At 69.5% G+C, this 13,676-nt stretch carries 16 protein-coding genes and 1 pseudogene; 9 read left to right on the top strand and 8 right to left on the bottom strand.

Annotation, left to right across the window (positions count from 1 at the left end; translation table 11 throughout):
• Positions 1-219: 219 nt before the first annotated feature.
• Both QOZ89_RS18900 and QOZ89_RS18895 read left to right on the top strand, forming a co-directional pair.
• Entirely contained in the window at positions 220-828 is a 609-nt protein-coding gene (locus QOZ89_RS18900) for an ArsR/SmtB family transcription factor (RefSeq protein WP_312624373.1), read from the top strand.
• Positions 829-872: 44 nt separating this feature from the next.
• Positions 873-1,436 carry a dihydrofolate reductase family protein gene (locus QOZ89_RS18895; protein ID WP_312624372.1) on the top strand — a complete coding sequence of 188 codons (564 nt, stop codon included), beginning with the start codon at positions 873-875 and terminating at the stop codon, positions 1,434-1,436.
• A 114-nt stretch (positions 1,437-1,550) separates the two neighbouring features.
• Here the strand turns inward: QOZ89_RS18895 and QOZ89_RS18890 are convergent, their stop codons facing one another.
• The gene (locus QOZ89_RS18890) at positions 1,551-2,216 is read right to left on the bottom strand and encodes a DUF4097 family beta strand repeat-containing protein (protein ID WP_071050478.1); all 666 of its coding nucleotides are present in this window, start codon (positions 2,214-2,216) and stop codon (positions 1,551-1,553) included.
• 237 nt (positions 2,217-2,453) lie between these two features.
• Between QOZ89_RS18890 and QOZ89_RS47420 the strand changes: the two genes are divergently transcribed.
• The gene (locus QOZ89_RS47420) at positions 2,454-3,209 is read left to right on the top strand and encodes a helix-turn-helix domain-containing protein (protein ID WP_071050502.1); all 756 of its coding nucleotides are present in this window, start codon (positions 2,454-2,456) and stop codon (positions 3,207-3,209) included.
• A 46-nt stretch (positions 3,210-3,255) separates the two neighbouring features.
• On the opposite strand, the gene QOZ89_RS18875 is transcribed toward QOZ89_RS47420, so the two are convergent.
• Together QOZ89_RS18875 and QOZ89_RS18870 are read right to left on the bottom strand one after the other, a co-directional pair.
• Positions 3,256-3,468 carry a Uma2 family endonuclease gene (locus QOZ89_RS18875; protein WP_157910555.1) on the bottom strand — a complete coding sequence of 71 codons (213 nt, stop codon included), beginning with the start codon at positions 3,466-3,468 and terminating at the stop codon, positions 3,256-3,258.
• Positions 3,469-3,800: 332 nt separating this feature from the next.
• The gene (locus QOZ89_RS18870; RefSeq protein WP_312624371.1) at positions 3,801-4,730 is read right to left on the bottom strand and encodes an NADP-dependent oxidoreductase; all 930 of its coding nucleotides are present in this window, start codon (positions 4,728-4,730) and stop codon (positions 3,801-3,803) included.
• Positions 4,731-4,805: 75 nt separating this feature from the next.
• Here QOZ89_RS18870 and QOZ89_RS18865 point away from each other — a divergent pair, with 75 nt between their 5' ends.
• Positions 4,806-5,393, top strand: coding sequence for a TetR/AcrR family transcriptional regulator (locus tag QOZ89_RS18865; protein WP_241841934.1), 588 nt, complete (start codon positions 4,806-4,808; stop codon positions 5,391-5,393).
• 452 nt (positions 5,394-5,845) lie between these two features.
• A pseudogene (locus QOZ89_RS18860) lies at positions 5,846-6,241 on the top strand (NUDIX hydrolase); the annotation flags it as partial.
• 273 nt (positions 6,242-6,514) lie between these two features.
• On the opposite strand, the gene QOZ89_RS18855 reads toward QOZ89_RS18860, so the two are convergent.
• Positions 6,515-6,772: an abortive infection family protein gene (locus QOZ89_RS18855; protein WP_071050482.1), complete on the bottom strand. Its 258-nt coding sequence runs from the start codon at positions 6,770-6,772 to the stop codon at positions 6,515-6,517.
• Positions 6,773-6,823: 51 nt separating this feature from the next.
• Between QOZ89_RS18855 and QOZ89_RS18850 the strand changes: the two genes are divergently transcribed.
• Positions 6,824-7,045, top strand: coding sequence for a Tn3 family transposase (locus tag QOZ89_RS18850; RefSeq protein ID WP_312624395.1), 222 nt, complete (start codon positions 6,824-6,826; stop codon positions 7,043-7,045).
• 184 nt (positions 7,046-7,229) lie between these two features.
• A complete protein-coding gene (locus QOZ89_RS18845; protein ID WP_312624370.1) occupies positions 7,230-8,108 on the top strand; it encodes a class I SAM-dependent methyltransferase in 879 nt (292 codons plus the stop codon).
• Positions 8,109-8,490: 382 nt separating this feature from the next.
• Here the strand turns inward: QOZ89_RS18845 and QOZ89_RS18840 are convergent, their stop codons facing one another.
• Both QOZ89_RS18840 and QOZ89_RS18835 read right to left on the bottom strand, forming a co-directional pair.
• A complete protein-coding gene (locus tag QOZ89_RS18840; RefSeq protein WP_131804097.1) occupies positions 8,491-8,886 on the bottom strand; it encodes a hypothetical protein in 396 nt (131 codons plus the stop codon).
• Positions 8,887-9,081: 195 nt separating this feature from the next.
• Entirely contained in the window at positions 9,082-9,924 is an 843-nt protein-coding gene (locus QOZ89_RS18835) for a helix-turn-helix transcriptional regulator (RefSeq protein WP_071050486.1), read from the bottom strand.
• A 264-nt stretch (positions 9,925-10,188) separates the two neighbouring features.
• On the opposite strand from QOZ89_RS18835, the gene QOZ89_RS18830 reads away from it, so the two are divergent.
• Complete coding sequence (locus QOZ89_RS18830; protein WP_312624369.1) at positions 10,189-11,211, top strand: aldo/keto reductase; 1,023 nt, start codon at positions 10,189-10,191, stop codon at positions 11,209-11,211.
• 47 nt (positions 11,212-11,258) lie between these two features.
• On the opposite strand, the gene QOZ89_RS18825 is transcribed toward QOZ89_RS18830, so the two are convergent.
• Both QOZ89_RS18825 and QOZ89_RS18820 read right to left on the bottom strand, forming a co-directional pair.
• Positions 11,259-12,005, bottom strand: a complete 747-nt coding sequence (locus QOZ89_RS18825) for a VOC family protein (RefSeq protein ID WP_071050488.1) — start codon at positions 12,003-12,005, stop codon at positions 11,259-11,261.
• 90 nt (positions 12,006-12,095) lie between these two features.
• Complete coding sequence (locus QOZ89_RS18820; protein ID WP_198543357.1) at positions 12,096-12,503, bottom strand: site-specific integrase; 408 nt, start codon at positions 12,501-12,503, stop codon at positions 12,096-12,098.
• Between the two features lie 311 nt (positions 12,504-12,814).
• Here QOZ89_RS18820 and QOZ89_RS18815 point away from each other — a divergent pair, with 311 nt between their 5' ends.
• Complete coding sequence (locus tag QOZ89_RS18815; RefSeq protein WP_312624368.1) at positions 12,815-13,552, top strand: alpha/beta hydrolase; 738 nt, start codon at positions 12,815-12,817, stop codon at positions 13,550-13,552.
• Positions 13,553-13,676 lie beyond the last annotated feature (124 nt).

The raw sequence follows: 13,676 nt of genomic DNA, 5'->3' as shown, positions 1-13,676 counted from the left end.
TGCCCCACCAGGTGTAGCTCGGCATCACCGCAGGTCAGCCATATCCGCCCGATTTTTCTCCGATGCTACGGCGACCCCGTCCTCAGGGATGGTGAGGGTGCCAGCCTCCGTCTCACGGACCGCCCAGCGGCATGCCACCCTCCATCGCGATCTCCATCGCTCACCTTCGACAAGTGTTACTTCCTTGACAAGATTTATTGTCAACGGCACGATGAAGGCATGCTGGATGTGGCGGTGATCGAGGACGCGCTCGCGGCGGAGGCGTCGCTGGACCCGATACGGGCGCGGCTGCTGGCCGCGCTGGCCGAACCGGGGTCTGCCACGACGCTGGCCGCGAGGACCGGGCTGACCAGGCAGAAGGTGAACTACCACCTGCGCACGCTGGAGCAGCACGGGCTGGTCGAGCTGGTCGAGGAGCGGCGCAGGGGCAACTTCACCGAGCGGGTCCTGCGGGCGACCGCCGGCTCATACGTCATCTCACCCAACGCGCTGGCCGACGTCGCTCCCGACCCGGACCGCGCCCGGGACCAGACGTCGGCCCGGTGGATGCTCGCCCTGGCGGCCCGGCTCATCCGGGAGGTGGGCGAGCTGCTCGCCGGCGCCACGGCGGCCCGCAAGCGGCTCGCGACCTTCGCGGTCGACAGCGAGATCCGCTTCGCCACCGCCGCCGACCGGGCCGCGTTCGCGGCGGAACTGTCTGACGCCGTCACCGCGCTGGTCGGTAAATACCACGATCAGGCAGCAGCCGGCGGACGTCCCCACCGCCTGATGATCGCCCTGCATCCCAGCTTGAAATCCCCGAACGCGACGAACAGCTCGGCCCCGTGACGACCGCTGACCGCTCTAACCGCTAACCATCAGAGGAGAACCAGATGCGCACGCTGATCGTGACCGCCTTCGTGTCGGTCGACGGTGTCATGGAGGCACCGGGCGGGGAGTCCGGCTACCGGAACACCGGCTGGACCTTCAAGGACATCGACTTCGACCCCGCCGCCTACGAGATCAAGGGCCGCGAGCAGGAGGAGACGACGGCGCTGCTGCTGGGACGGACCAGCTACGAGGTGTTCGCCCCCGTCTGGCCGACGATGGCCGAGTTCGCGGGCTACAACGCCATGCCGCGCTACGTCGTGTCCACCACCCTCGCCGAGGCCGACCCGCGCTGGCCGGCGACGATCCTGCGGTCCCTCGACGACGTGGCCGCACTGAAGGAGACCGACGGCGGCCCGATCGCGGTGCACGGCAGCGCGGCCCTGGGCAAGAGCCTCGCCGACGCCGGGCTGGTCGACCGCTACCACCTGCTCGTCTTCCCCGTGCTGCTCGGCGCCGGGAAGCGGCTGTTCAGCGAGACCGACAAGGACAAGACCATGCTGAAACTCGTCGAGTTCGAGGCCTACCCCAACGGCGTCCAGAAGCAGGTTCTCGACGTCGTGCGCTAAGCCCCCGGTTCGGCGGCCGCCGCGCCTCCGGCGGGACGGACGGCCGCGTCGTCGGCGACGACCGACAGGATCTCGATCACGGTGGGCCCGGCCAGATAGGCGTGGTTCTCCTCCTTAGTGGCTGCGGGCGGTGATGTCGCCGTGGGAGGTGGTGGCGCGGATGTCGAGTTCGGCGGTGCCGTCGTTCTTGAGGGCGTTGCTGATGCGGCCGTAGCCGGTGCCGGCGTCCAGGGCGGCCGAGACACCGGCGGCGGCGACGACCGAGATGTCGCCGGACTGGGTGCGCAGCACGACCGTGCCGCGCACAGCCTCGGTGATCCGGATGTCGCCCCTTGCGGTGCTGATGTCCGCGGGGCCGCCCAGCCGGCCGACCTCGACGTCGCCGTCGATCGCGGTGAGGCGGACGCTCGCGGCCTCGTCGATCTTGATCTGGCGGTACGCGCCTTCGAAGACGACATCGCCAAGGCGTCCGACGCCGCGGAGCTCGGAGCTGGCGGCCTTGGCCTCGATGCGGGAGCCGGCGGGCAGCTGGACGGTGACCTCCAGGGATCCGGAGGCGCCGAGGAGCTGGTTCCTGGGCTCGGGGGTGTGGATCCGCAGGACGCCGTCGGCGTAGGCGACGGTGGTCTGCTCGGCGGTCTGGACGTCGCGGCTCTTGGAGGGGCTGGCGGGCAGTACCTCGACCGTGGTGTCGGCGCGGTCGGCGGCGATGAACTGGATGCGTCCGGCGGGGATGTCCAGGATGGCCGAGATCGGGGCGGGGGTGTCGAACTTCTGCATCGTGCTCTCCTGTGCTCGCTCGTTGTTTCTGACACCGGAAACGCTACGTTGCTTTCCATGATCAGGCAACACGCTCGTTGCATGGAATCTGCATCTCTGCAGGTCAAGTCCATAGAGATGTTGCAACAACCTCCCCATTAACGCAACGATGGCTCTTCCGAGCATTGCAATGGACGACGAGTGAACGCTATGGTGGGGGAGCAGGGACCATCACGAAGGATCACCAAGGAGATCGCGATGCCGGGAGGCAGGCTCACTCAGCGGGAACGCCAGCAGATCGCGCTGGGACTGGCCGACAGCCTCGCCTACGCCGAGATCGCCCGACGCCTCGACCGTCCGACCTCGACGATCACGCGTGAGGTGATGCGCAACGGCGGCGCCACCGCCTACCGCGCCGACCTGGCCCACCGCGCCACCGAACGCCGCGCTCACCGGCGCGGGCCCGCCTCCTCCCGAGGGCCGGAGTCAGCCCCCCAGCCACACGGACGCGACGCCGAGGCCGTGGCCGAGTACGAGGAGACGCTCACCACCGTCCTCATGGCTTCGGGCCTACCCAAGATGACGGCCCGGGTGCTGACCTGCCTGTTCACCGCCGACGCGGGCAGCCTCACCGCGTCCCAACTCGCCCAGCGCCTCCGGGTCAGCCCGGCGTCCATCTCCAAGGCGATCGCCTTCCTGGAGAGCCAGAGCCTCGTCCGCCGAGAACGCGACGAACGCCGCCGTGACCGCTACATCGTCGACGACGAACTCTTCTACCAGGCGACGATCGCCAGCGCCCGATCCAACGACCAGCTCGTCGAGACCGCACGCCAAGGCGTCGCCATCCTCGGCCCCAACACCCCCGCCGCCATCCGCCTGGAGAACATCGCCCGCTTCCTCGACTTCATCAGCGAAAGCATCACCCGCGCCGCCGAACAGGCCCGTGAGGTCCTCCACACCAAACCCGAAACAACCTCGGACGACACCGCCCAACCAAGTCGAGACCACGGGTAGACAGCCGTCTCGATCGTCGGCGCCGGTCGGCTTGGACCGCTCCTCGTCAGATGCCGTGCAGGTCGGCGAGGCGAATCGTGACGGGAAACGGCTCGGTGACAGCCAGCGTGCCGTCCGGGCCGACGATCTGATCGTCCTGATAGCCACTGCCAGCCGGGTCGAGGCGCAGCACGGTGACAGCCGGGCCCGTTCGCGGCGACGGGTCGACGATCCAGTACGACGCCAACCCGAGTCGGGCGTAGACGGCGCGCTTGACCATCCGGTCCATCGTTCGGAGCTGGTCGCGCGCTTGAAGGAGCTCGGGGCGACGCCCGCCGACGTGGGCCAGGGCGACGTCCCATGGACGGTCCTGGCCGACCCGGCGGGTAACGAGTTCTGCGTCCTCGCCCCGAGGCCTGACGCGGAGCCGCCCCCGCCTGCGTGCCGCCCTGACCAACGCCATCGACTACCTCTACGCCGAGTGGGGCGGCAAGGCGGTCGGCTACGTCGGCTACGGCATCTTCGGCGCGGTCATGGCGGTGCAGAAGCTGCGCGCTGCCTCCAAGGCCGCTGCCTGAACAGCCGGAGGTCGACGGCGACGCGTGCGCGTGGCTACAGCCTGATCACGATCTTGCCGTGGGCGTGGCGCCCGGCCTGCAGCGCGACGGCGTCGCGGATCTGCTCGATCGGGAAGGTCGCGGCGATGGGCACGGCGATCCTGCCGGCGAGGATCGCGTCGGTGATCCGCTCCAGGTTGGCCGGTCCGGCTTCGCTGCCCCCGGTCGCGCGCACGCCGCCGGGAGGGTTCGGGCCCGCGGCGATCGTGGAGATCCGCTCAGGCGGTATGCCCAGCGCGAGCGCGGTCTCGGCCGTCTCGGTACCGAACAGGTCCGTAGCCGCGGTCACGCCATCGGGAGCCAGCGTCCGCACCCGGTCCGCGAGCCCCGGGCCGTACGCCACAGGCTCGGCGCCCAACTGCCGCAGGAACTCGAACGTGCGCTCCGAGGCGGTCCCGATCACTCGGGCGCCAGCGAGTTTCGCGAGCTGCACGGCGAACACGCCCACGCCGCCGGCGGCACCGCCGACCAGGACGGTGTCACCGACCCGCAGGCCGATCGCCTCCAGAGCGGCGGCGGCGGTCAGGCCGGCCACCGGAATCGTGGCCGCCACCTCGTCGCCGATGCCGTCCGGCGTGTGAAAAAGCACGTCGGGTGCCGGAGCTGGAATCTTCACTACCAGGAAGTCGGCGGCGGCCTTCGCCATCGCGCCGCCATAGACGCGATCACCCGCGGCGAAACCGTCGGCGCCGGCTCCGACCTCGTCGATGACGCCGGCGAAGTCGTACCCGAACCCGGCCGGCACGGTGACGCCGAATGCGGCCGCCGCCGCGGGGGTCGAGGAGATGACCCAGTCCATCGGGTTCAGGCTGGCGGCTGTCACGCGGACGCGCACCTCGCCCGGGCCGGCGTGCGGCTGCGAGACGTCTCGCAGCTCCAGTACCTCCGGACCTCCAAACGTCTGATAGACGATGGCTCGGCTCATGGGCGGGCCTCCCGATGGACAGACGGACGCGTGATGGAACTTGGTCCCATCACTGTACACAGGTGACGGGACCGAGTGCCGTACCCTGTTCTCGTGGCCCGCTGGCAACCCAACGCATCGGAGCGACTCGTCGCCGCCGCACTCGAACTGTTCGAGGACCGGGGCTATGAGCACACGACGGTGGTCGAGATCGCGGAGCGCGCGGGGCTGACGAAGAGCACCTTCTTCCGGCACTTCCAGGACAAGCGGGAAGTCCTCTTCGGTGGGGACACGATGACCGGGCTGCTCGTCGGGGGGATCGCCGCGGCGCCGGCGACCGCCACGCCGTTTGAAGCGGTGGCTCATGCTCTGGACGCGGTCGGGCGGGAGGCCTTCACACCCGCTCGCCGCGAATTCAGCGCCCGCAGGCGGGCAGTGATCGCCACCAACCCGGAACTGCAGGAACGCGAGGCGCTGAAGGGCCTCGGTCTCACCGCATCGATGACCGACGCGCTCAGGCGGCGCGACGTTCCCGACCTGACCTCGTGCGTGGCCGCGGAACTGGGCGCACTCGCCCTGAAAATCGCCTATGAGCGCTGGAGCGACACGACCAACGGCGACGACTTCAGTGAAGTCGCGCGGCAAACCCTCCGCGATGTGCACGCAGCCAGCGCCTTGTGCTGACGGGGCCGGAGCCGGCGCAACGAGTCATGATCTTTCTGGCGCCAGCCGACCTTGAACACGAGATTCCTGCCGGCGGCGCCCCACGTGGGCGCCCTCACGCGCACTCGCCGCCTGGTCGACCGCTTTCCCATGGGCTGTCTCCGGGCGTGCCGGGCATTGACTTGCAAGGCCAGCTTGGCCCACCTCTTGCGGTCCTCGGAAGCGTATCGGTCGTCCTGCGCGTGGAAAACCGCGGCCGTCCTGATGTGCTCCAGGTCCTGGCCGTGATGGTCGGGGCGTTGGGCCCATGCCCGAACCTCGTCGAAGGTCCAGGTGCTGAGGTCGCGGGGTGACTCGCCCGGCGGGGAGACGCTGTCCATGGAGCCGAGCGTGCCTCATGGCCTCCAGGCGGCGGATCCGCTCCGTGGCCGCTTCCAAGCGACGCAGCAGCGAGGCGTCCGATACTCGTCCGCGTGAGCGATGCGAATCTGGTCCCCCTCGCCGCGGACGAGAACGGGAACCTCCTGGTGGCGTTCCACGAGGTCGGCGAGAATGCCGACCTCCGTGACGCTCCGCTGCCCGCCTCGTTGGTCGCGCTCTGGACCGATGACGGCCGCCTCCTGCTGGTGTTCGACCGTCATCGGCAGCGCTGGGAGTTGCCAGGAGGGAGGATCGACCCAGATGAAACAGCGCGGCAGGCGGCGGTACGGGAGCTACACGAGGAATCCGGCTACCAGGTCGAGCGGCTCCTTTTCGCCGGCTTCGCCCGGTTCATTCTGGGCCCCGAGCAGCGTACCGAGTACGCGGCGGTGTACGCCGGACGCGCCGCCTCGGGCACCCCTTTCACCCCTAACGACGAGATAGCCGCGATCACCTGGTGGGACGGTACCGCGCCGCTCACGGGGCGCGTGCAGCCTCTTGATGTGTGTTTGGGACGGCTGGCACGGGCGGCCGTGCTGCGCCAATCCCGCGTTCCTCCGGCGCCTGACCGGAGGATCCTGTACCGAGCAGCCCGCCCGCATCGTCCCGGTGCGCGAACTCGAGATGCACCCTGGCCTGGTCGTCGATGTCGCCGATGTCGGCCGCGCAGAGAGTGGAGGGCGACATCGACGACCGGACGCCGGGCCCAGGCGGTATGGCTGTCACGGGCGTCGGCGGACCCGGTGGAGCGGTTCAGCCACACGCGTCAAGTCCTGGAGGCCGAGGGCCTGCTGGGCCTGGCGGATGAGCGCGGGGACGTCGGCCTTCTCGTCGACGAGGAGACCGCGCTCGGTCAGGACGACCTTCGCGGTGCTCTCGATGAGTTCCTTCGCGCTGCCGATCGCGAGCGCCGGGTCGTCGATGACAGGTCGTTGGATCCGGTCGAGGTGCTCGCGGATCGCGGAGGGGAGTTCAGCCATGGCAAGGACGGCCAGCTCACCGGAGCAGACCGCGAATCCGTGGAGATCTCCGTGCTCGCGTTGCACCTGCCGCAGGCCGCCGTCGCCTACGTCAACACCGTCCTTGACCAACGCGTCCTGACCGACCCGGCCTGGACGGCGAGGCTCACCGACGCCGACCAGCGCGGCCTGTCCGCCCTGTTCTGGACCCACGTCAACCTCTACGGCCGCTTCCAGCTGGACATGACCAGCCACCTCGACGCGCTACGACCGTTGACGGAGGAGGTGTCGTGAGCCAGGAGCAGGAGCTGACCCAGCACGCGGCTGGCCTAGCGACGTTCCTCGTTGAAGAGAAGCCGCGGCGGCAGGTTGGGGCGGATGTGCCGGAAAATCCAGTTGCGACCGGGTACGGAATTGCCTGTACTGCGTGAGGTGGGCCTGCCGCCGTGCTGGCTGGGTGTGTGACAGGGGATGGGTGATGTCGCCAGGGACGGATGAGTCGGTCGCGCGGGTGCGGGAGGTCTTTGACGCCTTCGGCGAGGAATGGGAGCGGCTGCGCAAGGATGTCGCCGGACGGGTTTCCTTCGAGATCCACCGCCGTTTCCTCGATGAGCATCTGACGTCCGCTCCACGGGTGCTGGAGATTGGCGCCGGTCCCGGGATCTTCACCCAGTACCTGGCACGGCGCGGCGCCCAGCTCACCGTCACCGACATCTCCTCTGTGCAGCTGGTGGACAACCAGCGGCGGATCACTGAGGCCGAGCTGGGCGGCGTGGTGGAGGACTTCCGGGTCGCGGATGTGCGGGATCTGTCCTGGTGTGCCGATGGCTCGTTCGACCTTGCGGTGGCCTACGGCGGCCCGCTGTCCTACGTCTTCGAGGACGCGCCGGCCGCGCTGCGGGAACTGCTTCGGGTCACCCGCCCGGGCGGCACGGTAGTCGCGTCGGTGATGTCCACCCTGGGCGCTTACCGGCACCTCATGCCCGGCGTGGTGGACATCATCATGGACTACGGCGACGACGCCAACGACGTGGTCCTGAGTACTGGAGACCTGCGGCCCGTTCAGCCCGCCGGCCATGTCTGCACCATGTACCGCTCCGAGCAGATCCCCGGCCTGGTCGCGCAGGCCGGAGGCCTGCTGATCGGGATGTCGGCATCAAACTGGTCCTCGCTCGGCGACATCGGGGCCCTGGCCCGGTTGGAGGCCGACCCGGCGCACTGGGCGCGGTTCCTGGACAACGAGACATGGGCGTGCCGTCAGTCAGGCTGCCTCAACGGCGGTACGCATCTGATCTTCGCCGCCCGCCGCCACCACTCCGACACCAGCGATATTCCGCCGCCAACCCCGACCGTGTGACTGCGTCGGTCACGACGCAACAGCCGCCTCACCCGATCCGGGCAGCACCAAATGGCTGCAGGCGGTACATCGAGATCGAGGGAGAGGCCACCAAGAGGGTCGCAGCCGTTTTCGGATAACGGGCCATCGTCTGGTACCTCAATACACACAAGGCGTTCACCGCGGTGACACGGACCCGAGTCCCGGCCCCAGCTGCCTGTGACATGGGAAGGAAGGCAGATGGGAGAAGTACCCTCGGGGATCGACGCCTACAGGAGTTCCAGCACAGCACTGGTGCTCGATGATTCCGTCCAACCAGTTCGCGCAGGAGGTCTCCGTCGGCCGCCGGCCGGGGCACTGGCCAAGGAACATACCCAGCTACATCAGCTACTGACGCTGGCGTTCACAGATGGCGCCCGGCGTGCCGTGCGGCCCGAGCGACAATGCCGGCGGGGAGAATTTCCAGGACGCCGGAGGCCCCGTTTTCCTGCCCGACGTAGAGGACGTTGTCGCGCTGGGTGTGCGGACCCCACCCAGCGCCGGCATGGACAGCGACGGCTTGCCCAGGACCGACTCGTGCCCACCAGAACCAGGCGTCGAAGGCATAGCCGCTCGCGTCGTCCCGGACAATCGCCTTCGTTCCCCGCGCTGCGTACTGATAGACCTGTAGCACGTGCACGAGCGCCGCGCCTGGGGTGGCGGCGACTCGTCCGCGCACGAAGTAGAGATGGGCCGCCGCCGCTGCATCGCCCCGCTCGCGACGACGACGGAACCAGCCAAAAAGTCCCGACATGCCCATGAGCCTAACCATATCGCCTGTAGGTGTTCACCGGGGGTAACCGGCCAGGCTGGTGGATTTTTCCTTGACTTCGGGATTGACTGGAGTTAGCCGACGGCATTTCGGCTTTGTTTGTTTGTGAGCCGGGTGGGTGAGCGGGCCGCGGGGCGCAGGCGGTATCGCTGCCGCGGACGCCGGCGGACCCGACGGAGCGGTTCAGCCACGGGTCAGATCCTGGAGACCGACCACGCGCAGCAGTTCCAGCCGCTCGTAGGAGCTGCTGCCGGGACGGGCGGTGTAGACGACCAGCCGCTGGTCGTGCTCCGGGTTCAGCAGTACCTCGCAGTCCAGCTCCAGCAGGCCGACGACCGGGTGCAGGAAGCGTTTGGTGTCGGCTCGGCGGACGGCGACGTGGTGGGTGTCCCACAGCGCCGAGAACTCCTCGCTGTGGGCGCGGAGCCGACGTACGAGCCCTGCCAGCCGCGCGTCGTCCGGGCGGCGGGCGGAGGCGGCACGCAGGTCCGCCACTGCCGCGCGGGCGGCATGGTCGCGGTCCTCGGCCGGGAAGAGCTCCCGCGCGGAGGGGTCCGTGAAGTAGCACCAGACGACGTTGCGTTCCGCGTCGGGGCGGGCGGACGCGTCACCGTGGAGTGCCGTGGCCATCGCGTTCTGCGCGAGGATGTCGCCGCGGTCGCTCACCACCCGGGCGGGCGTGTCGGTCAGCCGGTCGAGGACGAGAAGCAGGCCGGGGCGGACATGCTCCGAGGTCGGCCGGCTGCGCGGAGGCTCCTCGCCGGCCAGATAGAAGAGGTGGTCCCGCTCGTCGCCGGTCAGCCGCAGCGCGCGGGCGACGGCTGCGAGCATCTGGCGGGACGGGCGTGAGCCCCTGGCCTGCTCGAGGCGCGTGTAGTGGTCGGTGGACATGCCCGCCAGCTGCGCCACCTCCTCGCGGCGCAGTCCCGGGGTGCGGCGTCGCGCGCCCTGCGACAGCCCGACGTCGGCAGGGGCAAGCCGGGTACGGCAGTGGCGCAGGAAGTCGGCCAGTTCGGTTCTGTCCACCCCTCCACCATGCCCGGGATGCCAGACGCAGCCAGGGACGGCCCGTCCCCGGATAAGGACGTCTCTCCCGACGGCGCCCGCACCGCCGCACGCTGGAATCCGGCTCGGCGGACCGGCGGCGCCCCGTCGGCGCGACGGGACGAGCACCGGAGAGGTGTCGCGTGCCACCTGCGGCACCTGCGCGACAGCCACATCCGCCCGCCGCTGACTTGTCGGCGTTGCTGGCTATTTGGATATCTCTTTGCGGAGAAGGGCAGATTTCGCATGCAGTACCGCACGCTCGGCCGGACCGGGATCAAGGTCAGCCCCTACGCGCTCGGCGCCTTGATGTTCGCCACGTCCGTCGGCAACCCCGACCCCGACGACTCGGCCCGCATCATCCACAAGGCGCTGGACGCGGGAATCAACCTCATCGACACCGCCGACGCCTACGGCGACTCCGAAGAGGTCGTCGGCAAGGCACTCCAGGGACGACGGGACAACGTCGTCCTCGCGACCAAGGTGAGCCGCCCGACAGGTGACGACCCCAACCAGCAGGGCGCCTCGCGGCGCTGGATCGTGACCGCGGTCGAGAACTCGCTGCGCCGGCTGCGGACCGACCACATCGACCTCTACCAGATACATCGGCCGGACCCGGCCACGGACATCGAGGAGACGCTCTCCGCGCTCACCGACCTGATCCACAGCGGGAAGGTCCGTACGATCGGGACGTCCGCGATGCCGGCGTCCGACATCATCGAAGCCCAGTGGGTCGCCGAGCGGCGCGGTCTGGAACGGTTCCGCACAGAGCAGCCGCCGTACTCGCTACTCAACCGCGGCATCGAACGCGAGGCGCTGCCAGTCGCTCAGCGCTATGGGATGGGAACGCTGGTGCGGGGCCCGCTCGGGCAGGGACTGCTCACGGGGCGCGTCCGCAAGGGCCAGCAGAACGAGCTGCGCCGCGCCGGCTACTTCAGGCACCTCAACGACGAACGTCGTCTCGACGCCGTCGAGCGGTTCATCTCCCTGGCCGAGCAGGCGGGCCTGCCGCTGACCCATCTCGCCATGGCGTTCGCGATCGCCCATCCCGGCGTGACCAGCGCGCTCGCCGGGGTGCGCACGATGAGCCACCTCGACGACCTTCTCGCCGGCATCGACGTGGCACTCACCGACGACATCCTCGACCGGATCGACGAGATCGTCCCGCCGGGCACCGACGTCGGCACCCTCGACCAGGCATACCTACCGCCAGCGCTCCAGCAGGCAGGCCTGCGCCGTCGACCCGTCAGCGACCGCACCGCCGCCTGACGCATCCCGCCACCGACCGCGGAACCGCCGACTGGTCAGCGAGGCGGCTACATGTCAGGCCGCGGGGCGAGGACGCAGAACTCGTTGCCCGCCGGGTCGGCCAGGACCGTCCATGGGACGTCGCCCTGGCCTACATTGGCGAGCGTCGCGCCGAGGGCCTTCAGTCGGGCCACCTCCGCCTCCTGATCGTCGCCGGGGTACGGCAGCAGGTCGAGATGGACGCGGCCCTTCGCGGTCTGGGCATCGGGCGTGCGGAGAAACTCCAGATACGGGCCGACGCCCCTGGCGGAGCGCAGGCGCGCGTGATCGTCGGTCACCTCGTGCAGGGTCCAGTCCATCGCCTCACCCCAGAACCGGGCCATGGCGCGCGGATCCGCGCAGTCGACGACCACCGCGGCGATCGGCCCGGTGTCCCGGTAGATCTCCCGAGGCTCCAGCACGCAGAACAGATTGCCCTCCGGGTCGGCCAGGACCGTCCACGGGACGACGCCCTGGCCCACGTCGGCGGGCGTCGCCCCGAGCTCCTTCAGGCGCGCGACCAGCTCCGTCTGATGGGCCGCGGAGGTGGTGGCGAGATCGATGTGCACGCGGTACTTCACCGTTTCGGGGTCCGGGACGGCGACGACATCGACGCAGACCGCGGCGGGGTCCGGCCACGCGAAGCCCACGGGTTCAACGTTGGTCACACCGGGTCCCTCGCTGGAAACGCCCCAGCCGAGCGCCTCCGCCCAGAACCCGCCGAGCGCCGAGTGATCCCGAGCCTTGAAATTCACCTGAACAAGTCGCAGTGCCATGCCGCCAATCCTGTGCCAACGGATGACCAGGATGAACCACGCACCTTCCGCTCACCCGGCGGTCATGGGCGGGTGGATCTCCGGCTCGAGTCATGTGACGGAGGTCATGCTGTCGCCAGGCGGTTGGGTCAGCCGGAACGTGAAGTAGTTGACCTGCCAGCCGTCCTTGATCAGATCCCGTTGAGCCACGATCTCCGTAGTGAATAGGCCGAATGTCGCAGCCCAGGCATGCGGATCCGGACGGCCACCTTGCTGCCACCGCTCCCGGCGTCGGGTGCACAGGCCTCGGCCGGACGTCCCTAACCGGCGGGTCGCCACCGCGCACCCGGTCAGCCGGCAGCGACCTCTCAGCGGTGGCCCCGGATCGGCGAGGAACACCTCCCGCTCGGTGAGGTAGTCGGCATAGAGCCGCATCAGTTCTGCGCTGGCCGGGACGGTTCGGGAGATCCCCATCTTGGCCTGGGCCCGATTGACGTTGGACCGCGGCAGGACGGTCACAGTCCGCTCAGCGATCCCCCGGCTCCACTGGGGCGGGGCCTGGTCGTTGCCGAGCACAGTCCATGACTCGACCTGCGAAATCGGGCTGGCGGAGCGCGGCGAGTGGCTCCGTGGTGTCCGGCCGCGGGGCCTCCGCAAAAACCTGTTGGCGGATCACGGCGACCACTGCTAGTTTTCCGGAGGCCGTGCGAGAGGACGAGGAGGTGGTACCCGTGAACGCAGTATCGACATGGGTGCTCCCCTCCGGGGTCACGGTCGGACGATAGGTCGTCCGGGAGCGCCGTTCACGAGCACTCCCGGAAGGCACGACCATGCGATTCACTTCTGAAAAGCGCCTCGACGACGGTGTTCTCGAGCGCGAATTCGCCCTCGGCGACATCCCCGGCATCCTGTGGACGCCCGGATCCGCATCCGCGTCCGCACCTGCCCCGCTGATCCTGGTCGGCCACCCCGGCGGATTGCACAGGATGTACCCCCGACTGGTGGAGCGGGCCCGGCACTCCGCGGCGGAGGGCTTCGCCGCGGTCACCATCGAGCTCCCCGGGAGCGGTGACCGGCCCCGTTCCGCCGCGGCCGAGAAGGCCCGCGCCGACCTGCGCCGGGCGCTGGCGGCCGGCGAGCCGGTCGACGACGAGATCGTCGACCGGCTCGTCCTGCCGCTGGTCGAAAAGGCGGTCCCGGAATGGCGGGCCGCCCTGGACGCCGTCCTTTCGCTGCCCGAGATCGGCGGCCCGGTCGGGTACTCGGGAGGGGTGATCGCCATCGGCGTCCGGCTGGCGGTGGTCGAGCCGCGCATCTCGGCCGCCCTTCTGTTCGCCGGGAGTTTCGTGCCCCGCACCATGTTCGAGGAGGCCCGGCAGGTCACCATTCCGCTGCACGTCCTCCTGCAGTGGGACGACGAGGGAAACGACCGGCAGATGGCCCTGGACCTGTTCGACGCCCTCGGCTCCAAGGAGAAGACGCTGCACGCCAATATGGGCGGGCACACCGGCGTCCCGCAGTTCGAGGGGGACAACGGGAGCCGGTTCTTCGCCCGGCACCTGAAGTGAGGCCCGGCAGTCAGGCCGGCGGCAGACGATAGGAGCTGTCGGCCAGGATGCCGCTCATCGAGGACAGGTCCCGGCCCTCCTCGATGAGCGGCGGCCACCAGATGCACGACCGCCCCGACCGGCC

The sequence above is a fragment of the Pseudofrankia coriaricola genome (assembly GCF_032027725.1).
Classification (GTDB): domain Bacteria; phylum Actinomycetota; class Actinomycetes; order Frankiales; family Frankiaceae; genus Pseudofrankia.
This window is presented reverse-complemented; position numbering and strand designations above follow the sequence as displayed.